At 71.9% G+C, this 24,436-nt stretch carries 25 protein-coding genes; 19 read left to right on the top strand and 6 right to left on the bottom strand.

Annotated features, from left to right (window positions below; all coding sequences use genetic code 11):
• Window positions 1-3: 3 nt before the first annotated feature.
• Window positions 4-840 (bottom strand): lipase family protein, encoded by an 837-nt coding sequence (locus AB0389_RS13530; protein ID WP_366395526.1) that lies wholly within the window; start codon window positions 838-840, stop codon window positions 4-6.
• 617 nt (window positions 841-1,457) lie between these two features.
• Between AB0389_RS13530 and AB0389_RS13525 the strand changes: the two genes are divergently transcribed.
• The 5 genes from AB0389_RS13525 to AB0389_RS13505 are packed head-to-tail and all read left to right on the top strand — an operon-like array spanning window position 1,458 to window position 6,465.
• Window positions 1,458-2,249, top strand: coding sequence for a 3-oxoacyl-[acyl-carrier-protein] synthase III C-terminal domain-containing protein (locus tag AB0389_RS13525; protein ID WP_366395525.1), 792 nt, complete (start codon window positions 1,458-1,460; stop codon window positions 2,247-2,249).
• The gene (locus AB0389_RS13520) at window positions 2,246-3,637 is read left to right on the top strand and encodes a hypothetical protein (protein ID WP_366395524.1); all 1,392 of its coding nucleotides are present in this window, start codon (window positions 2,246-2,248) and stop codon (window positions 3,635-3,637) included. The genes AB0389_RS13525 and AB0389_RS13520 overlap by 4 nt, the downstream gene beginning before the upstream one ends.
• Complete coding sequence (locus tag AB0389_RS13515; RefSeq protein WP_366395523.1) at window positions 3,630-5,177, top strand: phosphopantetheine-binding protein; 1,548 nt, start codon at window positions 3,630-3,632, stop codon at window positions 5,175-5,177. The genes AB0389_RS13520 and AB0389_RS13515 overlap by 8 nt, the downstream gene beginning before the upstream one ends.
• Entirely contained in the window at window positions 5,171-5,986 is an 816-nt protein-coding gene (locus tag AB0389_RS13510) for a hypothetical protein (protein WP_366395522.1), read from the top strand. Before AB0389_RS13515 ends, AB0389_RS13510 begins: the two co-directional genes overlap by 7 nt.
• Entirely contained in the window at window positions 5,983-6,465 is a 483-nt protein-coding gene (locus AB0389_RS13505; protein ID WP_366395521.1) for a holo-ACP synthase, read from the top strand. Before AB0389_RS13510 ends, AB0389_RS13505 begins: the two co-directional genes overlap by 4 nt.
• Before the next feature lie 163 nt (window positions 6,466-6,628).
• Here AB0389_RS13505 and AB0389_RS13500 read toward each other — a convergent pair whose 3' ends face one another.
• Window positions 6,629-7,096 (bottom strand): alpha/beta hydrolase, encoded by a 468-nt coding sequence (locus AB0389_RS13500; protein ID WP_366395591.1) that lies wholly within the window; start codon window positions 7,094-7,096, stop codon window positions 6,629-6,631.
• Window positions 7,097-7,158: 62 nt separating this feature from the next.
• Here AB0389_RS13500 and AB0389_RS13495 point away from each other — a divergent pair, with 62 nt between their 5' ends.
• The 12 genes from AB0389_RS13495 to AB0389_RS13440 all read left to right on the top strand — a co-directional run bounded on the left by AB0389_RS13495 (window position 7,159) and on the right by AB0389_RS13440 (window position 18,219).
• Window positions 7,159-8,076 carry an ABC transporter substrate-binding protein gene (locus AB0389_RS13495; protein WP_366395520.1) on the top strand — a complete coding sequence of 306 codons (918 nt, stop codon included), beginning with the start codon at window positions 7,159-7,161 and terminating at the stop codon, window positions 8,074-8,076.
• 1 nt (window position 8,077) lies between these two features.
• Window positions 8,078-8,803: an amino acid ABC transporter permease gene (locus AB0389_RS13490; protein ID WP_366395519.1), complete on the top strand. Its 726-nt coding sequence runs from the start codon at window positions 8,078-8,080 to the stop codon at window positions 8,801-8,803.
• 158 nt (window positions 8,804-8,961) lie between these two features.
• Complete coding sequence (locus AB0389_RS13485; RefSeq protein ID WP_366395590.1) at window positions 8,962-9,690, top strand: amino acid ABC transporter ATP-binding protein; 729 nt, start codon at window positions 8,962-8,964, stop codon at window positions 9,688-9,690.
• Window positions 9,691-9,694: 4 nt separating this feature from the next.
• The gene (locus AB0389_RS13480) at window positions 9,695-10,426 is read left to right on the top strand and encodes a GntR family transcriptional regulator (RefSeq protein WP_366395518.1); all 732 of its coding nucleotides are present in this window, start codon (window positions 9,695-9,697) and stop codon (window positions 10,424-10,426) included.
• A gap of 97 nt (window positions 10,427-10,523) precedes the next feature.
• Entirely contained in the window at window positions 10,524-11,750 is a 1,227-nt protein-coding gene (locus tag AB0389_RS13475) for an aminotransferase class I/II-fold pyridoxal phosphate-dependent enzyme (RefSeq protein WP_366395517.1), read from the top strand.
• A 53-nt stretch (window positions 11,751-11,803) separates the two neighbouring features.
• Window positions 11,804-12,979: an enolase C-terminal domain-like protein gene (locus AB0389_RS13470; protein WP_366395516.1), complete on the top strand. Its 1,176-nt coding sequence runs from the start codon at window positions 11,804-11,806 to the stop codon at window positions 12,977-12,979.
• The gene (locus AB0389_RS13465; RefSeq protein ID WP_366395515.1) at window positions 12,976-14,244 is read left to right on the top strand and encodes a M20 family metallopeptidase; all 1,269 of its coding nucleotides are present in this window, start codon (window positions 12,976-12,978) and stop codon (window positions 14,242-14,244) included. The genes AB0389_RS13470 and AB0389_RS13465 overlap by 4 nt, the downstream gene beginning before the upstream one ends.
• Window positions 14,241-15,200: a carbon-nitrogen hydrolase family protein gene (locus tag AB0389_RS13460; protein ID WP_366395514.1), complete on the top strand. Its 960-nt coding sequence runs from the start codon at window positions 14,241-14,243 to the stop codon at window positions 15,198-15,200. The genes AB0389_RS13465 and AB0389_RS13460 overlap by 4 nt, the downstream gene beginning before the upstream one ends.
• The gene (locus AB0389_RS13455) at window positions 15,175-16,323 is read left to right on the top strand and encodes a Xaa-Pro peptidase family protein (RefSeq protein ID WP_366395513.1); all 1,149 of its coding nucleotides are present in this window, start codon (window positions 15,175-15,177) and stop codon (window positions 16,321-16,323) included. Before AB0389_RS13460 ends, AB0389_RS13455 begins: the two co-directional genes overlap by 26 nt.
• Window positions 16,320-16,856 (top strand): RidA family protein, encoded by a 537-nt coding sequence (locus AB0389_RS13450; RefSeq protein ID WP_366395512.1) that lies wholly within the window; start codon window positions 16,320-16,322, stop codon window positions 16,854-16,856. The genes AB0389_RS13455 and AB0389_RS13450 overlap by 4 nt, the downstream gene beginning before the upstream one ends.
• A gap of 83 nt (window positions 16,857-16,939) precedes the next feature.
• Window positions 16,940-17,290 (top strand): helix-turn-helix transcriptional regulator, encoded by a 351-nt coding sequence (locus AB0389_RS13445; RefSeq protein WP_366395511.1) that lies wholly within the window; start codon window positions 16,940-16,942, stop codon window positions 17,288-17,290.
• Window positions 17,291-17,388: 98 nt separating this feature from the next.
• Window positions 17,389-18,219 carry a DUF6214 family protein gene (locus AB0389_RS13440; RefSeq protein WP_366395510.1) on the top strand — a complete coding sequence of 277 codons (831 nt, stop codon included), beginning with the start codon at window positions 17,389-17,391 and terminating at the stop codon, window positions 18,217-18,219.
• Between the two features lie 24 nt (window positions 18,220-18,243).
• On the opposite strand, the gene AB0389_RS13435 is transcribed toward AB0389_RS13440, so the two are convergent.
• A complete protein-coding gene (locus AB0389_RS13435; protein WP_366395509.1) occupies window positions 18,244-18,765 on the bottom strand; it encodes a DUF305 domain-containing protein in 522 nt (173 codons plus the stop codon).
• A gap of 324 nt (window positions 18,766-19,089) precedes the next feature.
• Here AB0389_RS13435 and AB0389_RS13430 point away from each other — a divergent pair, with 324 nt between their 5' ends.
• A complete protein-coding gene (locus tag AB0389_RS13430; protein ID WP_366395508.1) occupies window positions 19,090-20,589 on the top strand; it encodes a hypothetical protein in 1,500 nt (499 codons plus the stop codon).
• 314 nt (window positions 20,590-20,903) lie between these two features.
• Entirely contained in the window at window positions 20,904-21,821 is a 918-nt protein-coding gene (locus tag AB0389_RS13425) for a hypothetical protein (RefSeq protein ID WP_366395507.1), read from the top strand.
• A gap of 44 nt (window positions 21,822-21,865) precedes the next feature.
• Here the strand turns inward: AB0389_RS13425 and AB0389_RS13420 are convergent, their stop codons facing one another.
• The 3 genes from AB0389_RS13420 to AB0389_RS13410 form a co-directional block, all read right to left on the bottom strand.
• Window positions 21,866-22,576 (bottom strand): HAD-IA family hydrolase, encoded by a 711-nt coding sequence (locus AB0389_RS13420; RefSeq protein WP_366395506.1) that lies wholly within the window; start codon window positions 22,574-22,576, stop codon window positions 21,866-21,868.
• Window positions 22,577-22,680: 104 nt separating this feature from the next.
• Window positions 22,681-23,616, bottom strand: a complete 936-nt coding sequence (locus AB0389_RS13415; protein ID WP_366395505.1) for a M56 family metallopeptidase — start codon at window positions 23,614-23,616, stop codon at window positions 22,681-22,683.
• Between the two features lie 97 nt (window positions 23,617-23,713).
• Entirely contained in the window at window positions 23,714-24,304 is a 591-nt protein-coding gene (locus AB0389_RS13410; protein WP_366395504.1) for a DUF5134 domain-containing protein, read from the bottom strand.
• Window positions 24,305-24,436 lie beyond the last annotated feature (132 nt).

The following is a 24,436-nucleotide window of genomic DNA, read 5'->3' as shown; positions in this document are numbered from 1 at the left end:
GGCTCAGCTCCGCGTGCCGGTCCTGGCGAGGTTCTTTTCGAACGCGGCCAGGTAGTTGTGCAGATGGTGGTCCTTGATGCCGACGGTCTCGGGGGCGAACATGTCCCGGCTGAAGCCCTTGGCCCGGTCCTTCAGTGCCGCGATGAGCGGCATGGTCTCGTGGAGTTTCCTGTCGGCGTCGAAGTAGTGCAGGGCGCTGACGTGGGTGAAGACCGGCTCGGGCGGGAGCTGGGGGACGATGTCGTTGTTGTTGACGAAGCGGTGGCAGCGGTTCCTGAATGCGGTGTTGTACAGGCCCGTGAGCAGGCGCTCGCAGGTGCGGGGCTGGCCGTAGGTGTAGACCCCGTCGGGCAGTTGGCGCGGTTCCTCGAAGTAGTAGTGGGCGCCGGCCAGCATGGCCAGGGCACCGCCGAGGCTGTGGCCGGTGAACCAGACGCTCTGTCCGCTGGTGCGCAGTTCCTTGATGGTGTCGCGGATCTGGGGGTACACGGACCGCAGGGCCTGGTTGAAGCCGTAGTGGACGAAGCCCTTGCCGTCCGGCCCGGGAACGGGCGGGGTGCTGACGTCGGTCAGCCAGTCGTAGATCTTGAGGACCTCGGTCCCCCGGAACCCGGTGACGATCATCCGGTCGTCGGCCATGAGGTAGGCCTGTGTGTCCTCGATGGGGAACGGCATCCTGTGCGGAGACTCGAAGTGCCGGACCTCTTCGAAGCCCCATGCTCGGGCCTGGGCCTCGATGCCGTCCGGTTCCTGCACGGCCAGCCCGGCTGCCTGGGCCATCCAGTAGGCGTGTGTCAGGGAGTATCCGGTCGCTGAGTGGTCCAGAGCGGGGATGGTCATCGGTGTCCTCGGGGGGAAGGCCGGGCAGGTCGGACAGCAACGTAGCCCGCACCTGAACGAAGAGGACGTGGTACCGCCGAGGCGCCGCCCGTACGGGTGACGCCTGATCGGCCGGTGGTACAGCGGCCTCTCGCGCAAAGGGCGTTACCCGCTCCCGCGCCGGACCCGCGCCGCCCACCGAGCTCCCGCGGTGGCCCGGCGGCCGTGGCTGCGGCTGTGGCTCAGTCAGTGGCTTCATGATGGTCCCGGTCTCCACCCGAGCCGACGGGACCCTTCTGCCCGCTCCCCTCACCCAGCGGGCGATACCCAGCGGGCGATGCCTCGCTGTGGGCCACGGACGGATGCCGTCCCTGGAGATCATCGTTACATAAAGTCTTGCTATAGTCGCTGTTCGTAGTCGACGGTTCTCGGTCGGCGGGCCCGACAACACCATAGGGAGCAGCTCCACGATGTCCGTTGCGGACGGTCTCAAGCTTGTCCGGACTGAAGTCTCTGTCCCTGAGCGGGAGGTGGGAGTCGCCGAAATCGGTGCTCTCCACGGGCTTGCTCCACGGCAGGTGGCGGTGCTGGAGCGGATGCACGGCGTTGCCCGTGTGCGATGGGACCCGGATCTTCCCTTGCTGGACCTTCTGGTGCCGCCCGCGCGGAAGGTCCTGGAGCGTGCCGGCGGGCGTGAGGGCCTCGCGTACCTCATCTACGTGCACGCGAGTCCGGAGGTGGCTCCGGCGCAGGTGAACGTCGCGCGGGAGTTGCGGGACGCACTTGATCTCGGCCGGACGCAGGTGTTCGCGGTCTCTCAGCAGGCGTGCGCGTCGGCCCTGGCGGCCCTGGAGATCGCCGGTGAACTGCTGCGGGCGGAGCCGCCGGGTGCGAGGGCTCTCATCGTCAACGGAGAGAAACCTTTTACCGAACTCAATCAGATGCATTATCCGATCGGCGATGTCATGGGTGACGGTGCCACCGCCACGGTGGTGTCGTGGGACGGCGCCGGTGACGAGGTCCGGGGATACGCGGTCAGACACGACGGCTCGTTCGCCGACTCGCTCACGTTGTACGAGGCGCTTCCGCGGCGGCAGTTCGTCGATACGAGCATCGACATGATCGTCAAGGTGGTCGGTGAAGTGCTGTCGCAGGGCGGTTTGACCATCGGGGACATCGACCACTTCGTCCCCAGCAACATCAGCCGTGTCTTCTGGAGTCAGGTGGTGCACGCCCTGGGGGTGGACCGCGACCGGGTCTTCCTGGACAACCTGCCGCGCTACGGCCACTGCTTCGCCGCCGACTCCCTGATCAACTTCGAGACGCTGCGGGAGCGCGGCCGGCTGGAGCCCGGCGGCTACTCGCTGCTGGCCTGCCCGGGGCTCGGCGCCAGCTTCGCGGCCATGCTGCTGCGGCACGGTGCGCGATGACCGCGTCCGGATACCTGGGGCGTCTCAAGGGGGCGCTGGTGGGCGACCCCGAGGCCGAGTTCGTACTGCTGTGCAACTTCGAGGCCGAGCGCGCCTGGGGCGCCGGCGTCGCGGGGCTGCCGGCACCACCGTCCATGACCACCGCCCCGCCGGCGCCGGCGATGGAGGAGCTGGGGGTCTGCCTGGCCGCACGGGGCGACCGGCTGCTTCTGGGCCGGCCGCTCGACACCTCGTTCCGCGCCTATCTGCGCTCGGCCGGGATCTCCGCGCCCGCCGGCATCACCGTGGAGGGCCCCGGCACCGTCGAGATCACCGACCGCGTCCTGTCCGACGCGCGCGCCCTCGCCCGGCTGCGGGCCGCCGCCGGGCGCGGCGCGTATCTGCTGCCGATGGGGAGCACGGAGCGGACCCGGCAGATCGCGGAGCTCACCGGTCTGCGGTACGCCGCGGCCGACCCGGCCGTCGCCGCCCGGGTCAACAGCAAGATCTACGCACGGCGGCTGGTGGCGGAGCTGGGGCTGCGGGCAGTGCCCGGTACCTGCTGCGAGTCGGTCGGGGAACTGGCCACGGCGCTGGCCGCCGAGCCGTTCGAGCCGCTGATCGTGAAGGACGCGTACGGAGTGTCGGGCCGCGGGCTGATGCGCCTGGACACCCCTGCCAGGGCACGGCGGCTGCTGGAGATGGTGCGGCGCCGCGCCCACCGCACCGGCGACGACCGCCTGCAGGTCGTGGTGGAGCGCTTCCTGCTCAAGACCTGCGACCTGTTCTACCAGTTCACCGTCGCGCGGGACGGCACGGTCGTCCTGGACACCGTGCTGGAGACCCTGCTGGACAACGGCGTCCCCCAGGGCAACACGGCTCGGTCGCCGTGGGCGGACAAGCACCGGGCGGAGATCGAGGACTGCGCCGTACGAATCGGCCGCGGGCTCCACCGCGACGGCTACCACGGCGTCGTCGGAGTGGACGCCCTGTGCGGCACCGACGGCGTCCTCTATCCGGTGCTGGAGATCAACGCCCGGCTCAACCTCCCCACCTACCAACTGCCGGTCATGCAGGCGCGGCACGCGTCCGGCCTGCCGTACTCGCTCTCCAGGCAGTACACCGTGCGGCTGAGCGGCGCGCTGTCGTTCGAGCGGCTGCACACGGTGCTGAGGCCCGCCCTGGCGAAGGACCCCGACGGGGCCCATGCCGTCATCTCCTGCTTCACCCCCCTCAACGCCCGGGCCGGGGAGGCGAAGGACGGCCGGACCTTCCCCGGCCGGCTGTACACCGGCCTGTTCGCCCCCGACCCGGATTCCCTGGACCGGCTGGAACTGCGCATGCGCCACTGCCTCGATGCCCTGACCCACGGCAGAGACCCGAAGAAGCCGGGAGCAATCCATGCATGAGACCCTCGTCGCAGAGGCGGCCGACCGCTTCGGCACGCCCTTGTACCTGTACGACGCCGACGTTCTGCGCACCACCTACCGGCGGTTGAGACGGCTGCTGCATCCCCGCGTGGACGTCTTCTACTCCCTCAAAGCCAATCCCAACATCAGCGTCACCGCGCTGCTGCGGGCGGAGGGCGCGGGCGCGGAGGTGTGCTCGCTCACCGAGCTGAGAACCGCCCTCGACGCCGGAGTGGCCCCCGAGAACATCATCTACCTGGGGCCGGCCAAGGACGCCCAGCAGCTGCGCGCCTGCGTGCGGGCCGGCATCCACGCCGTGGTGTGCGAGTCCTTCGACGAACTCGCCCTGCTGGACCGGATCGCCGGCGAGGCGGGGCGCGCCGTCAACGCCATGCTGCGTATCAACCCCGCCCGGCGCGCGCCCGGTTCGGCACTGACCATGGGAGGCAAGCCGCGTCAGTTCGGGATCGACGCGTCCGAGGCCGCCGGCGCGGGCGGACTCCTTCGCGGGCTGCGCCGCGTGCGTGTCATGGGCCTGCACGCCTATCTGGGCAGCAGATTCCTCGACCACGACGCGATCATCCGCAACACACGGGAGGTCCTCGAACTGGCCGACGATCTGGCCGCCGTACTCGGAGGCCCGCTGGAGACCGTCGATTTCGGCGGCGGCTTCGGCATCGCCTACTTCGACAACGAGACCGGCCTGGACGTGGAAGCCCTGACCCACGGCCTCGGCGAGGCCGTGGAACCGTTCGCCGCCGCCCACCCGCAATGCCGTCTGATCACCGAACTCGGCCGCTACCTGGTGGCCGACGCGGGCCTCTACGTCACCAGGGCCGTATCCGTGAAGGACTCCCTGGGCGAGACGTTCGTCGTCTGTGACGGCGGAACCAACCACCATATGCACGCGGTGGGCATCGGCCAACTCGTCAAACGCAACTTCCCCCTCCGCCTGCTATCCCCCTACGAGCACGATGCCCCGCGCCACCAGTACACCGTCACCGGGCCGCTGTGCACACCCAACGACCTGCTGGCCAAGAAGATCTCACTGCCCCGTGTCCGGCCCGGCGACCTGATCGGGATCGAGCGTTCCGGCGCCTACGGCCCCACCGCGTCACCGGTGCACTTCCTGGGCTTCGGCGCGCCCGCGGAGGTCATGGTCCTCAACGGCCGTCCCCAACTCGTCCGCGCCCGCGACACGGTCGACGATCTGCTGTCCCGCCAACGGCTCATCGAGCCCGGCCCCACACCAGTCACCACCCCCGGAGGAAACATGCAACGCACGGACATCATCGCGGCACTGCGCAGCGGCATCGGCGCGGTCACCGGGCAGCAGGTCGTCAACCTCACCGAGGACATGCGCCTGTTCGACGACCTGGACCTGGACTCCACCTCGATGCTGGAGCTGCTGGTCGAGATCGAGGAAACACTGCGGGTACAGGTCGACCCGGAGGAAATGGAGATCGCCGACCTCCAGACCGTCAAAACCCTCACCGACCTGTTCGTCCGCCGGTCAGAGGCGGCGGCCGGGGCATGCTGAGCCTGCAGACCGCGACGGCCGTCGCGGCCCCTGCCGCACGCCAGCACGAGTGGAGCCGTGGCCAGCTCGCGTACGTCCGCGATCTCCACCAGCAGTACGGCATCGGCATCAACACCGACGATCTGAGCACCGACGGGGTAACACACACCGACCTGCTCGACCTTCTGTGGTCCCGGCTCAGTGTCACCGCCCCGCCCGTCGATCTCATCATCTGCGCCCACGCGCTGCCGGATCGGGTTCCCACCGTCCAGCCCGCCTCGTACCTGAACGCCCTGTACGGCAACCGCGCGAACAGCTTCGCCGTCTCCGGCCAGGGCCTGGCGTCGCCGTTCACCGCACTGCGTATCGCGGCGGCCTATACGCACTCCCACCCCGGCCTGACCGTGGCCGTGGCCATCCTGGAACAGACGACGCTGCCCGTCCGCCACCCCCTGGTACAGGAACGTGAGCTGACCGACTCGGGAGTGCTGCTCGTCCTCAAGGACAGCGGTGGTCTGTCGCTGCGGACCCTGCTGCCCGCCGACCGCACCACGAAGGTACGGCAGCGGCTCGCCACGATCGCCCGGCTGCCCGGGGAGCGCCGCCTCCTCGTCACCGGCGCCACCGCGATCCCCGTCCCGTCGCACGGGTACGACCTTCACCGCGCCCGCCGCGACGCCTACTGCACCGCCGTCTGGGCCGAGCTGGCCGCCCACCGGCACGACTGGCGCGACCGCTACGACCACATCGTCCTGCTGGACACCGACCCGCAGACCGGAGAATCGTCACTGGCACACTTCACACCCCGCTCCGACGAGCAGGACGCATGAGCGGCTGCGGCTGCCGGCCACCCCTGCGACTGGGCATCGACGTACTCCGGATCGGGGCCCTGGCCAAGACCACGCGCCACAGCCGTTTCCTGCGTCACCTGTACGCCCCCGAGGAGCTCTCCCACGCCGAGAGCCTCGGCGCCCGGCGGCGCGAGGAGTTCCTGCACGGGCGGTTCGCCGCCAAGGAAGCCATCGCCAAGGTCCTGGGCACCGGCCTGTTCGGCGATGTCCCACCGCACGAGATCGCTGTTCTGCGCAACGCGGAAGGAGCGCCCGAACCCTACCTGCGCGGCCGGGCGGCCCACCGCGCGGCCGTCGCCGGCATCGCGGGCCTGACGCTGTCGATCTCCCATACCCGCGAACTGGCCGCCGCCGCGGCGGCCGGCTGGCACACGGCCTGCGACTGCGGCAACCGCGAAATGGTCGACGCTCTGTCGGAGGCCATGCTCCTCGCGCCACGCCCGTCCGACCGTCACTGACATGAGAAACCGCGTCCCCGTGCGCTCGCCTCCGTCAGTGAGCGAAGGCCCGGGTGCAGGCGGTGGCCGGGACGACAGCGCTCACCTCCGACCGGGGCGGGGCCGTGCGACGGCACGCGCTCCTCTGCGGCGACAGCGTGCCCCCGCGGCCCGATCGGCGTATTCAGCGCGGGCGAGCAGCCGCGATCGGCGCGGCGGAGGTCTCCGGGGCCGGCGGCCCGGTCAGGGGGCCGGCGAGGCCGTCGTCGGCCGACGAGGAGCCCGCGCGGACGCCGCCGGGCCGGACGGCGGGGCAGTGGGTCGCCAGGGACGCGGTCTCCAGGTTGGTCAGGTACGTGTCGATCGCGCCGCGCGCGCAGGGGCTCAGCCAGTACACCCCGTGCCCCACACCCTCGTACGTCAGCGAGACGGCCTCCCGGCCGATCCGGCGGGCGGCATTGACGGCCCAGGCGTGCGGAGTCGCCACGTCCCAGCGGCTGTTGGCGAGCAGGATCGGCGGGGCACCGACGACGTGAGCACCTCGCCGGGGCCACCGGTGTGTCCGGAGTGTTTCCGGGCGGTCCGGATCCCCGGCCGAGTGGGACCTTCGGTTTAACAGAGCAGCAACGGTGTGGACATTCCTCCCGGCCACAGTGACTGGCAACTGTTTACAGAACCTCCTGAACAGGGAGAACGCCAGTAGGGAGCAGTCCGGTGAGAGCAAGTACCACGCGAACCGCCGCAGTGTGCACCGCCGTTTTCATGATGGCCGCGGTCTCCGCCTGCGGCAGTTCCGACACCGCGTCGTCGTCGACCGTCGCGGCCGATGTCGCGCCGCCGAAGAACCTCGCCTCGTCCGGCACCCTGACCTACGGCACGGCGGCCAGCTTCCCGCCCTTCGAGTCCCAGGGGAGCGACGGCCCCCAGGGCTTCGACATCGACATGATCAAGGCGCTCTCCGCGTCCATGGGGCTGAAGACCAAGGTCCTCGACATCGACTTCGACGGGCTCATCCCGGCGCTGTCGGGCAAGCGGACCGATGTCATCAACTCGGCCATGTACATCACGCCCGAGCGCGAGAAGAAGGTCGACTTCGTCCCCTACATGATCATCGGGGAGACGCTGCTCACCCCGAACGGCAACCCGAAGAAGATCGCCAAGGTCCCCGAGGACCTCTCGGGCAGGACCGTCGCCGTCACCCGCGGCGCCATCGGGGAGACGTACATGACCGCGTACAACAAGGAGTTGAAGCAGCAGGGCCGCCCGGAGATGAAGATCATGTCTCTGCCCAACAACCAGGACGCGATGCTCGCCGTCCAGTCGGGCCGCGCGGACGCCTTCGACACCTCCACCCCCGGCGCGGCGGCCACCCTCGCCGCCACCAAGGGCAAGTTCACGCTCGCGGCGACCTTCAAGAACGAGACGAAGATCGGGATAGCGGTCCGCAAGGGCGACACCGCGATGAAGACCGCGATCAGCGCGGCCCTGGACAAGTTCGTCTCGTCGGGCGGCTACGCGAAGCTGATGGCCAAGTACCAACTGCCCGAGGATTCGAACTACTTCACCTCCTCGGGTACGGGCACACCGGCATCGCCCTCGGCCCCCGCGTCCTCCTCCGCGAGCGGTTCGTAGGATGGAGTTCCTCCACAAGGCGGTATCCGCCGACTTCCTGACGGCCTCGATGCTGACCTTCGTCCTCACCGTGCTCTCGATGGCGCTGGGGGTCGTGGGCGGCGTGCTGGTCGCGCTGCTCAAGGGCGTACGGTTCGCGCCGCTGCGCTGGCTCGCGGACGCGTACATCTGGTTCTTCCGGGGCACGCCCGTCCTCCTCCAGCTCATCTTCGTCTTCAACGTGCTGCCGCTGTGGGGGCTGAGTCTCTCCCCGTTCACCTGCGCGGTCATCGCGCTCAGCCTCAACGAGATCGCCTACATGGCCGAGATCGTCCGGGGCGGGCTGCTCGGCGTCGACAAGGGCCAGCGGACGGCGGCGCGCATGCTCGGGCTGTCCGAGACGAGCATCCTGCGCTGGGTGGTGCTCCCGCAGGCCACCCGGCTGATCCTGCCGCCCACCGGCAATCAGTTCATCGGGATGCTCAAGACCTCCGCACTGGCCTCCGTCGTCAGCGTCCAGGACCTGATGCTGACCGCGCAGCGCCAGTCCGCCGCCGACTTCGACTACGTCGGCTCGCTCGGCGCGGCGGCCGTCCACTACCTCGTCCTCACCACGGTGTTCACCTTCGCCCTGCGGAGGCTGGAGCGGCACCTCGATGTGAACCGGCGCGCCGCCGCCCGGCGCACCAAGGAGCCCGTCCCCCGGGAACCCGTCCTCACGGCGGCCGTCGACCCGGCGGCCCGATGAGTACCGCGCGGCCCGCCGCCGGAACCGGAACCGGAGAGAGCGCTGTCATGAGCGACACCAGGCCAGAGCCGCAGACCACAGCGGCCAACCCCGCACCCGCGGCCACCACTGCGGCACCCGCACCCGCACCGGCACCCGCACCGGCCAAGGCGCGCACCGTGCTCGTCGCGGAGAACCTCGGCCGCAGCTACCACGGCAACGCCGTGGTCAGCGAGGTGAATCTGACCATCCCCGCCGGCCAGACCGTCGCCGTCCTCGGCCCCTCGGGAGCCGGCAAGTCCACCATGCTGCGCTGTCTGGCCGGGCTCGAACCGCTGGAGACCGGCAGTGTGGGTTTCCAGGGCGAGCTGCTCTCGAAGGCGGGATCCAAACCGCGTTCTGTCGGCGGCCGGATCGGCATGGTCTTCCAGCAGTTCAACCTCTTCCCCCACCTCACCGCCACCGAGAACGTGGCGCTGGCACCCGTACGGGTGCGGGGCGTCTCCCGGAGCCGGGCGCGGGAGGAGGCCCATGAACTCCTGGCCCGCGTGGGCCTCGCCGAGCGCCGCGACCACTACCCGTACGAGCTGTCCGGCGGCCAGCAGCAGCGGGTGGCCATCGCCCGTGCCCTGGCGATGCGTCCCGAACTGATGCTCTTCGACGAGCCCACCTCCGCCCTCGACCCCGAGTTCACCCGCGAAGTCCTCGCCGTCATGCGCGACTTGGCTGACAGCGGCATGACCATCGTCGTCGTCACGCACGAGATGGGCTTCGCCCGCAAGAGCGCGGACCGGGTGGTGTTCATGGCGGACGGCCGGATCGTGGAGGACGGGCCCGCCGAGACCCTGTTCACAGGGGCGCGCCACGAGCGAACGCGCGCCTTTTTCGAGCAGATCCTCGGAGAGTAGGGTCATGACGTCGTCACCTCCGCCGCAACGCCGCGGCTCCGCCACCCGCCCGACCGCCCCCTGGAGCCTGCGCAAGCAGGACTGGGCCTACCAGCAGCTCCGCGAACGCATCCTGACCGGCGTCCTGGCGCCCGGCGAGCAGATCAGCCAGGAGGCCCTCGCCCAGGAACTCGGCATCAGCCGGGGCCCGTTGCGCGACGCGCTGTCGCGCCTGGCCGCCGAGAGCCTGGTGGTGGACCGGCCGCACCAGAAGTCCATCGTCGCCGAGGTGTCGGTGGCCGACGCCCGGGACATCTACAACGGGCGGGCCGCGCTGGAGAGTGTGCTCGCGGCGGCAGCCGCCCAGGCGGACACGGCCGAACGAGGCTCCCTGGCAGCGGACTTCGGCCTGCTCCTGGAGCGCCAGCGCATCGCCGTATCGCTGGGGGACGCGGTCCAGGTGCGCCTGCTCGACCGGGAGTTCCACGACACCGTGTACGAACTGGCCGCCATGCCCGCCACCCTGGCCGCCCTCGACCAGCTGCGCGCCAAGAGCGACCGCTACCTCGCCCTCTATCTGGCGGACTCCCAGCGGGCGCAGATCTCCGTGGACGAACACACCGCCATCGTCGAGGCGCTGCTGCGCGGCGACGCCGAGCAGTCGGCCGCGCTCACCCGGACCCATGTGCTGGGCGGACTGACACTGCTGGCGGGCTCCATCGCCGGTCAGCCGGCGAGTGTGTCCGACCCGGTGTGACCCGCGGAGCCACCGGGCTTCCGCAGCCCCCTCAGGTCCCAGCCCCCTCAGCCCCCCTCGAACCCCCTGCGTACCAAAGACAGTGAGGAATCCGATCGTGATCCACCAGCCCGAGGCCATCGAGCGCCTGTCCCTGCCCGAACACACCGCCCGGCTCGGGAAGTCCGTACGCGAGCTGGAGCGCGAGCTGGAGAACGGCCCCGGGCCCGCCGCCCCGCTCGACGCCACCTACGCCGACACCCACCGCTTCCCGGCGCCCGAGTGGGCCCTGCCCACCTTCAACGCCGCCGCCGGCGGGGACGGCATGACGTACACCCCCTACCGCGGCGACCGCGCCGTCCGGGAGGCCGTCGCCCACAACGTCTCCACCGTGCTCGGCATCCCGGCCGGCGGGTCCTCGGACGTCATCCTCACCCCCGGCACCCAGGGCGCGCTGTTCACCGCCCTCGCGGCGATCCTGTCGCCCGGCGACCTCGTGCTGCTGCCCGACCCGGACTACCTCTCCACCGAACGCATGCTGCGCTACTTCGGCGCCCGCGTCCGCCGTATCCCGATGATCTGGCCGGACGAGTCCACCGGCGGCGAGCGCGGCCGTCCCACACTCGACCTCCAGGCACTGGAGGACGCCGCCGCCGACGGCCCGCGCCTGATGGTCTTCTCACACCCGAACAACCCCACGGGCGCCATCTACGGCGAGGAGACGATCACCGCGATCGCCGACGCGGCCCGCCGTCACGACTTCACCGTCATCGCCGACGAGCTGTACTGCCGACTGGTGTACGAGGGCGAGGAGTTCCACCACCTCGCCGCCTTCGACGGGATGGCCGAGCGCACGGTGACCCTGCTCGGCCCGTCCAAGACCGAGTCGCTCTCCGGCTACCGGCTCGGTGTCGCCGTCGCCCCCACCGCGCTCGTCGACGCGATGGAGGACGTACAGTCCTGCACTGCACTGCGCGCGCCGTCCTACGCACAGCACCTGCTGGCGCGCTGGATAGCCGACGACGGCGAGTTCCTGGAGCGGCGCCTCGTCGAGTACCAGGCGCTGCGCGACACCACCGTGAAGAAGATCAACGCGTCGTCGGTCATGCGCGTCAACGCTGCCTACGGCACGGCCTACCTCTTCCCCGAGGTGCTCACCGGGGCGAGTGACCAGGCCGTGGCGCTCGCGCTCAAGGAACACGCCGGGGTCATCGTCAACCCCGGCTACCAGTTCGGCTTCGCCGGCACCGGCCGGATGCGGCTGTGCTTCGCCCAGGACGAGACCGTGTGGGACGCCGCCCTCGACCGGATCATCGAGGTCGTGGGCTCGCTGGACCCGGCGTGACCGGCGGCCGGGGTACGCGCGTGGTGCCGCCGCCGCCCGAAGGCGGGACGGCCGTGACGGAGGCGACGGCCGTGACGGAGGCGTTGTACGGCGTCGTGGGACTGCCCCTTCGGCTGAGGCTGCGTCATACCTCCGTGGACACAGCGGAGTTGACGGAGGTCTTCCTCCGGGTCAGGCTCGCCGGCGGCCATGTCGGCTGGGCCGAGACCCGGGGCAACGGCGCCTACGCCACCCACCACACCACCGGCGGCATCACCGCGGCCCTGGCCGGACTCCCGCCCACCACCGACCCGGCGTGGGCCGACCCCGCCGCGCTGGCCGCCGGCCTGGCCGCGCACTGCCCGCCGGCCGCCGCGCTGCTGGACATCGCCTGGCGCGACGCCACGGCGCGGGCCGCGGGGCTGCCCCTCCGGGCGGCGCTGCGCGGTCCCGGCAGCACCGACGCCCACGGCGCCGGCCCCGGCGCCCTGCCCACCCACGCCCCGATCGGCTTCGGCACCCCGGCCGAGGCCGCCGCCCTGGCCGCCACCGCCGCCGGGGCCGGCTTCGGCCGGGTCAAGGTCCGCGTCGGCGGCGATCCGGCCCTGGACCGGGCCAGGATCGCCGCTGTACGGGACGCCGTCGACCGGGCCGCCGGCACCTCCCGTACGGTCGCGATCGCGGCCGACGCCAACGGAGGCTGGACCCCGGACACCGCGATCGCGGCCACCCACTGGCTCGCGGACCACGGCGTCGCCTGGCTCGAACAGCCCACCGCCCCCGGCGACTTGGCGGCCATGGTCACCGTACGTACGGCCGCGCGCGTGCCTGTCTGGGCCGACGAGTCGGTCTCCGACGCGGCCTCGGTGCACGCCGTCGCCGACGCGGGAGCCGCCGACGGTGTCCATCTGAAGCTGGAGAAGGCGGGCACCGTCGCCGCCCTCGCCGCCGCGATCGACGCCGCCCGCGCCCGCGGACTCGACGTCGGCCTCGGCCAGATGGACTGCGGACGCCTCGGCTGCGCGACCACCGCGCACCTGGCGGCCGGGCTCGGGGTGGCCGTGGCCGAACTCTGGGGCTGCGCCAACCTCGCGCACGACGTCACCGAGGGCCCCGAACTGCGCGGCGGCGCGGTCCACCTCCCCGCCGCCCCCGGACTCGGCGTCCGGGTCTCCGTCGATCCCGCGCGGCTCACCCCGGTGGGCACGCCCGTCCACACCGCAGACCGAGCAAGGACGTTCACACCATGACCACACCGGCCTCCACCGCGCCCACGGCGTCCCCCGCCCCCGACGCGCCCGCCGCTCCCGACGTACTCGCGCTGCTCACCGCGCTCGTGGCGTGCGACTCCACCACCCCCACCGGTGAGGAGGAGACCACCGCCGCACTGCTCGCCGCGCCGCTCGCCGCGGCCGGCTTCGACATCGAGACCGAGCGGCTGGCGCCGGGCCGCGTCAATCTGACCGCCCGCCGCCGGTTCGGCCCCGGCGGCCCCGTGATCATGCTCAACTCGCATCTCGACGTCGTCCCGGCGGGCGGCGGCTGGACCAGCCCGCCCTTCGCTCCCACCCTCCGCGACGGCCGGCTGTACGGACGCGGCACCGCCGACGCCAAGGGCCCGCTGGCCGCCATGGCGTGCGCCGCGATCGAACTGGCCCGCGCGGCCGACGCGGGTGCGGGGACCCCGCGCGGGGAGATCGTCTTCTCGGCGGTGTCCCAGGAGGAGGGCGACTCGATGGGCGCCCGTCATCTCGTACCCCAGCTGGCGGTGGCGGGCAGGCTGCCCGACGCGGTCATCGTCGGTGAGCCCACCGGAATGCGGCTGCTGACCGCCCACAAGGGCTCGGTCCGCCCGGTCATCGAGGTCGTCGGCCGGGCCGCGCACGCCGCCACGCCCGGCCAGGGCGTGAACGCGGTGACGGCCGCCGCCACCGTCATCACCCTGCTGGAGGAGTACAGCGCCTCGCTCACGGACCACGGCCACCCGCTGCTCGGCGCGCCCACCTGCACACCCGTACTGATCGAGGGCGGCGAGGCGCCCAACGCCGTACCGGAGCGCTGCCGCGTCACCCTGGACCGGCGGCTGCTGCCGGGGGAGACCCCGGAGTCCGTGGTGGCGGCGGTCGGGGAGGTCCTCGACCGGTTCAACGCGGGCGGTACGGGCGCGACGGCCTCGGTCGTGGAGTGTGCGCCGAGCACCGGCGGTCCCTCGGAGACGCCGGCGGACGACCCGTTCGTCACGCTGTGCCGCGCGGCGCTCGCGGCTGCGGGCGCCGACGACTCGCTCGGCGGACTCACCGTCAACTGCGACATGACGCACTTCCGGGCCGCCGGTGTCCCGGCCCTGGTCTGCGGTCCCGGCCGGCTCGAAGTGATGCACGCGGTCGACGAGCACATCGTGGTCGAGGAGCTGCGGGAGTCCGTGGGGCTGTACCGGGCGATCCTCACGGAGGCCCTTACCGGCACGGAATCAGGCGGCACGGAATCAGGCGGCACGGAAGCGGGTACGGCATGAGCCTGACCATCGCCCTCGGCCAGGCGGAGAGCGTCCCCGGGGACCTCGCCGCCAACCTCGCCACGGCGACCCGGCTGGTGGCCGAGGCGGCGGCGCGCGGCGCCCGTGTCCTGGCCCTGCCCGAACTGTTCGCCTGCGGATACGACCCGGCGGCCGTCCTCGCCGACCCCGTCGGCCGGTCCCTGACCCCGCCTCCGCCCGGTACGGCGCCGCCGCCGCTCTCGCCGCTCGCCCCCCTCGCCGCGGCGGCGGCCTCGCACGGGCTCTGGGTCCTCCTCGGCTGCTCCGTGCGGGGCGAGGACACCGGGGGCCGGCCGTACAACGCCGTCCTCGTCATCGACCCGTACGGCACGGTGCGCGGCCACTACGCCAAGACGCACCTGTGGCAGGAGGAGCGCGCCCCCTTCGCCCCCGGCGACCGGCTGATGGTCATCGAGGACGGCGGGGTCACGCTGGGGCTGGGCATCTGTTACGACGCGGGGTTCCCCGAACTGACCCGCGCCTACGCCCGCGCGGGCGCGCACGCCGTCCTCTTCTGCTCGGCCTTCGCCAACGGCCCGACCGAGTACCGCTACGGGGTCTACCACCCGGCGCGGGCCGTCGAGAACACCGTCTCCACCCTGGTCGTCAACGCGGTCGGCGACCTCGCGGGCGAGCACTACTTCGGCCGCAGCGGGGTCTGGAACCCGGAGGGACGGCAGGTGGCCGGCTGTCCGGACGACGTCGGCGCGCTGTGCGTGGCGACGGTGTCGGCCGCCGAGACCGCCGCCGTACGGCAGGGGCTGTCGTACCTGACCGACCTGCGGACCGACCTGCTGGGCGACGCCCCCGTACCCCCGCTGACCCGCATCACGCTCACCACCACGAGCCCCGCCACCACCACGAACCCCGCCACCATCGCCGCATCCGCCGCCACCCCAGGAGCCATCCATGCCCCCCGTCTTTCCCGCAGCTGAGTACGGCCGGCGACTGGCCGGTCTGCGCGCCACGCTCAAGGCCCAGGAGCTGGACGCCGTCATCGTGCACACCCCGGAGAACGTCTGTTACCTCTCCGGCCACGCCACGCCCGGCTACTACACCTACCAGTGCCTGATCGTCACGGCCGACGGCGAGGCGGCCCTGCTCATGCGCGAGACCGAGACCGTCAACGCGGCCGAGACCACGTACTTCGACCGTGTCACCGGCTTCCCGGACAGCGCCGACCCGGTCGCCGCCACGGTGCGGCTCCTGGCCGAACTGGCGCCGGGCGCGCGGACGGTCGGGGTGGAGGCCCGGTCCTGGTTCCTGCCGCCGGAGCCGTTCCTCAAGCTGGGCGGCCTGCTGAAGGCGGCGGGCGCCGAGGTGACGCACATCGACGACGTGCTGGCCGCCGCCCGGCTCCTCAAGTCGCCGCTGGAGATCGAGCAGATCAGGAACGCCGCGCGGGCCACCAACGCGGGCATGGCTGCCGCCGCTGCCGCCGCCGTACCGGGCGCCTCCGAGCGCGCCGTCGCAGCCGCGGCCTTCGGCGGGCTCATCTCGGCGGGCTCCGAGTACTTCGGCATGGAGCCCTTCGTCGCGTCGGGACCGCGTGCCGGGACCATCCACGCGAGCTGGACCGACCGGGTCATCCAGGCCGACGAGCCCGTCCTGCTGGAGATGTCGGCGACCACCGGACGCTACAACGCGCCGCTGATGCACACGGTATGGACCGGAACGCTCACCGGCGAGGCAGCCGCCATGGCGCCGGCCTGTCTGGCGGCCAGGGACGCGGCCCTGGCGCACGTGGTGCCGGGCGGCTCCCCGGCGGCGGCGCACGCGGCCTGCAAGCAGGCCATCGCCGACGCGGGGCTGGCCCACACGTACCGCAAGCGCAGCGGCTACTCGGTCGGGATCGCCTTCGCCCCGGACTGGGGCGAGGGACACCTGCTCTCCCTGGGCGAGAACGAACAGCGTGTCTTCGCGCCGGGCATGGTGGTCCATGTGGTGCCCACCCTGCGCATCAAGGACACCGCGGGGATCGGCTTCTCCGCGACCGTTCTGCTCACCGAGGACGGGCACGAGGTGCTGACCTCCTGCGACACGGGCGCCGAACTATGAGCGGTACGGACCTCCCGGGGACCGGCACACCCGTCCCCGACGCTCCGGTCCCCGATGCGCGAGTCCCCGACGCTCCCGTACCGGCCGGGGACTACGCCGCCGCCCGGATCGCGGGCGGGCTGGTCTTCACCGCCGGGATGACCCCGCGCGCCGGCGGCGGGGTCATCGCCGCCGGTGTGCTCGGCGCGGGGCTGACCGTCGAGGACGCGGTCCCGCTGGCCGCGCTCGCGGCCGGACGCGCGGTCGAGGCGGCGCGTGAGGCGGCGCGGTCGGCGGGGCTGAGGCTGGAGTCGGCCGTGTCCATGACGGTCCATCTCGCCGTCGTGCCCGGGTTCACGGAGCACAGCAGGGTCGCGGACGGCGCGAGCGCCCGCGTACGCGCCCTGCTGGCCGGCCCGCCCCCGGCCCGTACAGCGGTCGGGGTGGCCGCACTGCCGTCCGGGGCGCCGGTGGAGGTGACCCTGGTCCTGTCCACCGAGGAGGAGGAGGAGGAGGAGGAGGCGCCGCCGCCGCCCGCTCCGGCAGCCCGCTGAAGCCGTCCGGTGGGTAAGGAACAGATCCACATACGAAGAGCGTCGTACGATGGGGTCATCCCGACCCGATCCGTGGAGCCGCCGTGACCGCCGCGACCAGCACCCGCGAACTCGCTCACCCCTCGCGCGCGGAGATCCGTCTCGAAGACGTGCTGAACGCGCTCTCCGACCCCCTGCGGCTCGGTATCGTCCGGCAGCTCGCGGGGTCGGACAGCGAGCTGTCCTGTTCGTGTTTCGCGCTGCCCGTCACCAAGTCCACCTCCACCTACCACTTCCGGGTGCTGCGCGAGAGCGGGGTCGTCCAGCAGGTCTACCGGGGGACCGCCAAGATGAACGGGCTGCGCGCGGCGGATCTGGACGCTCTCTTCCCCGGGCTGCTCGACAGCGTCCTCGGCGCGGCGGCAGGGCAGGACGCACGCCTGGCGGCCGTCTGACGTGCCTCTTCCCCCTTCGGCGCTGTGAGCCGACAGGGTGCCGTCCGGATCGGGCGCGTGCGCGCCACGACCATAAGGGCGGATTGCCTGATTAAGTTGTGAATGTGTCGGAACATAAATCGATTTCCGCCCAGGAACCACAGGAGCGAGACGCGCGCGCGTGGCCCGCGTGGGAGGTGCAGGGGCACGGCACCGTCACCGGCGCCGGTGACCCCAGGGACGGCGCCGGGCGGCGCGAGATCCTGCCGCCCTGGGTCGACGTCCGGCTGACCTTCGCGGACGGCGCCCGGATCGATGTGCTGGCGGTGGTACGGGACGGCCGTATCGCGATCGAGGACGCGCAGGCCGATCCGCCGCTGGCCCTGGAGGGCTTCGCAGCCCTCGCCGAGACGATCGAGGCGCCGCTCCAGAGTGCGTGCCAGGTGGTCGCGGGCCGGCACCGGCCGCCGGTGCCGCTGCCGGTGCCGCTGCCGGTCGTCGCGGAGCCCGGGTCCGGGCCCGAGCCCGTACGCGACCTGGACCGGGCGCCCGATCCCGCACCTGTACCCGTACCGCAGACCGATGTTGAGCCGGAGCCCGAGCCGCGGTCGGAGCCGGAGCCGGAGCGGGCTCCAGGGCTGGAAGCGGCGCCCGCGCCGGATCCCACGCCCGTCACCGATCCCGCGCCCGTCACCGAACCCGAGCCCGAGTCGGCGTCCGCGCCCGCACCGGACCCCGAGCCGGGCCGGCACCGCGCCGCCCCGGCCCTCCCGCGCGGCAGCGCCGCCCGGCGCGGGGTGGCCGAGGTCTACCGCGCCGCACAGCGCGCCGGCCAGGACCCCGTGCTCGCGGTGATGGCCGCCACCGGATTCAGCCGCCGCAAGGCGCTCCGGCTCATCGCCGGCGCCCGCGACGAGGGGCATCTGACGCCCCGCCACCACCGCCGCTGACCCACCGCTGACGCCGCCCGCGCGTCACATGCCGCGCATGCGGTCCATCTCGATGCTCTGCTGCGCGATGACGTCCTTGGCCATGTCCGCGATCTGCACGTTCCGGCCGTCCGAGATGGCGTCGGTGGCCATGGTGACCGCGCCCTGATGGTGCGTGATCATGAGCGTGAGGAAGAGCTCGTCGAACGCGGTGCCCTTCGCCGCGCGCAATCGCGTCAATTGGGCCTCGGTGGCCATTCCGGGCATTGTCCCGTGCTGATGGCCATTTTCCTCTTTTGCCCCGCCATTGCTTTCCAGCCATCCCTCCATCGCGCCGATCTCGGGTTTCTGGGCGGCGGCGATCCGGGCCGAGAGGCGCTTCACCGCATCCGAATCCGCCCGCTTCTGGACGAGGTCGGTCATCTCCAGCGCCTGGCCGTGGTGGACGATCATCATCCGCGCGTAAGCGAAATCAGCCGAGTTGGGAGTGTTGTCCGGACGGGCCTTCTCGGCCTCCTCGGCGGACAGGGTCTTCGCCGGCTCGCCCGGCGCACCCGGCGCGATCACGCCTATTCCCTTGTCCTGCCTGGGACTTGGCGGATCCGCGCTCTTGCCGTCCCCCGAGTCGCAGGCTCCCAGGGCGAGTACGGCGACGGCCACCGCCACGGAGAGGGCGGCCCGGCGGTGGCGCGGACTCCGGCGACGGATCAACACAGCGGCCTCCTACGGCACATGGGGGTGATGGAACACATCCCTAACACGCTTCCACTTACCCGTGATCAAAAACTTTCATTACGTCTCTGTTGCCATCTGTTGGGATGTACATGAAAAGAACGATACTGCCGAGGTCCATACCGGATCACCCTGACCCGGAGAACAAGGGAGGACGCAGTGACCTCGTTGCACACCCCACGAGTGCGGCGCAGACGTCTGGGCGTGGCGGCAGCCGCGGCCGGGCTCTTCGCGACTCTGCTGACCGCGGGACCGGCCATCGCCAGTCCCGAGCCCGGTGACGCCGCCACGCAGGAGACGACCGTCTCCAGCGAGCGGACCGCCCAGGTGAAGGCCGCCATCGCGGCCGGTGAGATACCCGGAGTGGACGAGATCGTCCACAGCCCCAACATCAAGCACCTCGCCAACGTGCCGAAGGACCTCATCACGGGGACCAACTCGGACCTGGCCTTCCAGGGCAACTACGCCTTCAGCGGCAACTACGACGGCTTCCGGATCTTCGACATCAGCAACCCGAAGGCGCCGAAGACCGTCGCGCAGGTGCTCTGTCCCGGATCGCAGAACGACATCTCGGTCTCCGGGAACCTGCTCTTCCTCTCCACCGACTCCTCCCGCAGCGACAACTCCTGCAACAGCGTCCCGCAGTCGGCGACGATCAAGGAGTCCTGGGAGGGCATGAAGGTCTTCGACATCAGCGACAAGCGCAACCCGAAGTACGTCGCCGCTGTCGAGACCGCCTGTGGTTCACACACCCACACGCTGGTGCCGAAGGCCAAGAACGTCTACATCTACGTCTCCTCGTACGCGCCCAGCGCGTCCTTCCCGGACTGCCAGCCGCCGCACGACGGCATCTCCATCGTCAAGGTGCCGCGCAAGGCCCCGCAGAAGGCCGAACTGGTCAAGTTCGAGGTGCTGTTCCCGGACGGCGGCAACCCGGGCGCGCCCACCAACCCGGGTGTCTCCGCGACCTCCGGCTGCCACGACATCACCGTGCTGCCGTCCAAGAACCTCGCGGCCGGCGCCTGCATGGGCGATGGCGTGCTGATGGACATCAAGGACCCCGAGCGCCCCCGGGTGATCGACCAGGTCCAGGACAACGTCAACTTCGCCTTCTGGCACTCGGCGACCTTCAACCAGGGTGCCAACAAGGTCGTCTTCACCGACGAACTGGGCGGCGGCGGCGCCGCCACCTGCAACGCGGCGATCGGTCCGAACCGGGGTGCCGACGGCATCTACGACATCGTGGGCAAGGGCGACAAGCGCAAGCTGGTCTTCCGCAGCTACTACAAGATCCCGCGCTACCAGGCCGACACCGAGAACTGCGTCGCCCACAACGGCTCGGTGATCCCGGTCAAGGGCCGCGACATCATGGTCCAGTCCTGGTACCAGGGCGGCGTCTCTGTCTGGGACTTCACCAACTCGGCGAAGCCCAAGGAGATCGCGTTCTTCGAGCGCGGCCCGCTCTCCACCGAGCGGCTGGTCGGCGGCGGCACCTGGTCCGCGTACTACTACAACGGCCACATCTACTCGAACGACATGGTCAAGGGCTTCGATGTGCTGAGGCTCGACGACCGTCTCACCGACCCGGCGAAGCGGATTCGGATGCACGAGCTGAACGTGCAGACGCAGCCCGACTACTTCGCGGACTTCCGGCACTGAGACTCCGGCACTGAGACTCCTGCACTGAGGCACAGTGCCCCACCGCGTTCCGCCGGGCGGCGCCCCGCCCGGCGGAACGCGGTGCCGGCGCTCCTCACCGGGCGCCGGAGTCCGAGCGAATATACTCAAAGCGTCCGCCGTGCCCCCCAACGGGAGCGGCCGGCGGACTGCCGTACGCCTTGGGCGACGCGGGGGATCGTCCAAGGCGTACGGCGCCATCTCCGGCCTCCCGCTGCCTTGGACGCCGCGCCCCACATTTCGCCGGACCGCCGAGCAGGACCATCAACCCCCCTCACGCATGGACAGGATCACTGATGCCTTCCTCGCACTCGATGTTCTCGCCGACCGTCCGCCGCAACCGCAACCGCAACCGCAACCGCGCCCCTCGCGGTGCCGGTCTCGCGCTCGCCGCCGCTGTCCTGGCCGGTGTCACGGCCTTCGGTACGGCGCCGGCCTCCGCCGCTTCTCCCGCTTCTCCTTCCTCCGTCGCCTGCCCCTCCTCGTCCTGCCAGGCCGTGGCGGAGGGTCTCGCGGGCGCCTTCTCCGTGGCCCTGGACGGGCACGGTTCCGCCTTTCTCAGCGTCTCCGACTCCGGCGACGGCCGGGTGAAGCGCGTGGATCTGGCGACCGGTGCGGTCACCACGGTGGCCACGGGCCTGGGGAACGTACGGGGTATCGCGTCCGACGGAGCGGGCAGCGTGTACGTCGTCGACTTCGCGGGCCGGCTCCAGCAGGTCGACGTCGCCACCGGTGCGCACCGGGTGGTCGTCTCCGGGTTCGACCCCCTGCTGGCGGTGGCCCACCACGACGGGCATGTGTACGTCGGCGGTATCGGCCAGGTGTGGGACATCAGCCCCGGTGCGCCGGCCCGGCTTCTCGCCGGCGGGCTGGGGACGGTCCTGGACCTGGCGACCGACGCCTCCGGGCGGCTGTACATGTCGGACCTCAACGGCACCGTCTCCCGCATCGACCCGGCGACCGGCACGACCACCCTCTTCGACGAGGGCGGTTACGAGCCGACCAGTCTCCAGGTGGCCGCCGACGGGCGGATCGTCTTCGTCTCGGCCGCCGTCACCGTGAAGACCATCGACCCGGCCACCGGCGGGCGCGGCGGTCCGATCACGACGTCCCTCCGGTCGTTCTCGGACTTCGCCCTCGACTCCGGCGGCGACGCCCTCGTGATCGACTCCGTCACCGGCACACTGTGGCGGATGACCGGCCTGGCCGGCTGAGGCCCCGTCGCACACCGAGCGCCCCACCGGCAGCCGGCACTCCCTCAGCCCAGCGGGCCCGCGCCCGCCAGAGCGACGACGGGACGCAGGCCGGCGGGGCGTTCCTCCACGGGCAGATGGTCCACGAAGTGGACCGTACAGCCCAGTTCGGCCGCTCCGCCGTCGGCCCCGCGGTCGTCACCGACCATCAGCACATCGAGGGGATCCTGCCCCAGCCGCTCGCACGCCATCCGGAACAGCCGCGCGTCGGGCTTCTGCACGCCGTGCTCGTACGACAGCACATAGGTGTCCACCAGGGCGTCGAGCCCGTACGCGCGGAAGACCGGCCGCAGGTCCCAGCCGATGTTGCTGACCACACCGATGCCGACACCGGCGCGCCGCAGCGTGCCGAGCACCTCGGCGGCGTCGGTGTACGGACGCCAGGCAGCCGGGGTCATATGACGGTCGTAGAGCGCGTCGTACAGTCCGGGCGCCGGCAGCTCCACCTGGCGCGCCAGCCCGGTGTACGCGGCGCGGTGCAGCTCGGCGCTCCGGTCCCGGACGGCCCATACGTCCGCCAGTTCCGGCGGCACCCGCTGCGGGGAGGGGCCGCCGGGCAGCGCGCCCGTCACGGCCAGCATCATCGCGTACCGGCGCACCTCGTCGGGGGGTACGGAGATCCCCGACTCGTCGAGGACGGCCCGCAGCCAGGAACCGGCGGATTCGATACGAAACAGCGTTCCGGAAAAGTCGAAAAGTACAGCCTTGAACGTCATGCGTCCGATCCTTGCCGGGGCACCGCCCCGGGGACAAGGCCAACCACCCGTACGTGCCGATTGTGTTCCCGGCACGTTCACCCCGGCCGCCGGGCCGGCGGGGGTCAGCCCAGCGCGCGGAGCGCCGGTACGAAGGCGATCAGGACCGGCACCACCGGCACCAGCGCCGCCGCCGCGGTCAGCCGCAGCCGGCGGCCGGCCGGCAGCCGGGGGACCGGTGAGAGAAGCCGGCTGACCCGCTGCGGCACCTGCGCGCCCGGCGTACCGCGCGGGCCGAACACCCCGCGGTCCTCGTTGAGTTCGACCAGGGCGAGCGCGATGGTCACCCGGCCGAAGCGCCGCGAGGCGACATCGTCGGCGGCCAGCTCGACCAGCCGGTGCATCTCGTCGCGGAACGCCGCGAACACCGGCACCTGCGGGAAACCGTTCGCGAGCGCCCCCGAGCAGTGCAGCAGCCAGTCGTGCCGGGCGCGCGCGTGGCCCTGCTCGTGGGCCAGTACGGCATCGATCTGACGGCCCTTCAGACGGCGCAACGCAGCCGTGGTGATGACCAGTTGGGGCGCGGCGCCCGGCAGCCACCAGGCATCGGGCCGCTCGCCCTCCAGCACCACGAGCCGCTCGCCGCCGGGCTCCTCGCCCGGCAGCAGCGGGGAGCGGACGAGCAGCTCCTCGCGGCGCCGCCCGCGCCGCCGGCGCGCCCGGTGGATCTCGCGGGTCAGCATCGCCACCGTCCACAGCCCGCCGCTCGCCAGCACCACCGCGAGCACCGCCGACCAGGGCCGGTGCGGACCGAAGGCGTACGCCTCCACCACGCCGCGCGGCGCGGGCGCGAAGACATGGCCGCGTACCGCCAGCCAGGCGGCCGCGGCGCTGAAGACCATGGAGAGCGCGAAGCACAGCAGCACGGCCGCCACCACGCACTGCCACACCCAGAGCGCCACCACCGGCTCCCGCTCCGGCCATTCGGCGCGCGACAGGAGTCGCGGGGCCACGACGGCGGCCAGTGCTCCGAGCAGCAGCAGTGCCAGGGAGACCATCATGCGCACCAGAGTATGAGCGCGCCCCCGCTCAGGGATATCGCCTTTCGCGCCAAGTGATCCAGGACACGTTTCACCGGGCCGATCCGGCGGGAGCCCCTCAGAGCGTCAGCAGCATCGCGAGCATGGCGAGACCCATGGACAGCCGGCAGGCGGAGGCCAGCTCGGCACGGTCGTACCGGCCGGCGGCGGCCACCGGCGCGCCGGGCGCCGCCGGGACCGTGCCCGCCACCGGCAGCAGCCGGGTGCCCGCCCACAGCACATAACCGGCGAAGTAGACCAGCAACACCCCGGTGACCAGCGGCGTTCCACTCGCGCCGACGCCCGCGTGCGTGCTGTGCGCGCCGCCCGGCGCGGCGGCCATGGCCCCCGCCATGTAGACCATCGCGAGCATCCCCAGCAGATGGTGCGAGCGGTGCCGGTGCTCATGCGGGTACCGGCCCCGCGCCGGCACCAGGACGTGCAGCGCCGCCGCGCCGAACACCACCGCGTACGCCACCCAGACCCACCGTGGCGGGGTCAGTACGGCCGCGGGCACCGCCATCGCCGCCATCCCGAACCCCATCAGCGCCTCGCCGCCCGCCGAACGGCGCTGCTCCGGCGCGCCGCCGCGCAGCCGGAGGAGACAGAAGCCCCCGGCCGCCGCGCAGAGCGCGACGAGCAGCCAGCCGGCCGTCGCCGGTCCGTGCACCCCGTACCTCCCCCGAGCGAGCCGTCCGCAAGGTCATTCCCCGGCCGTCCGGCGAGCATTCAGGCGCATCGGGGCGCAACGGGACACAGGGGGCGCGCCGTTCGGGACGCGTCCCCGCCGCACGCCTACGGC

Origin of the sequence: Streptomyces sp. NPDC093109 (assembly GCF_040701725.1) — a bacterium.
GTDB lineage: Bacteria > Actinomycetota > Actinomycetes > Streptomycetales > Streptomycetaceae > Streptomyces.
Note: the sequence above shows the minus strand (reverse complement) of the source record. Positions and strands in the feature narration are given on the sequence as shown.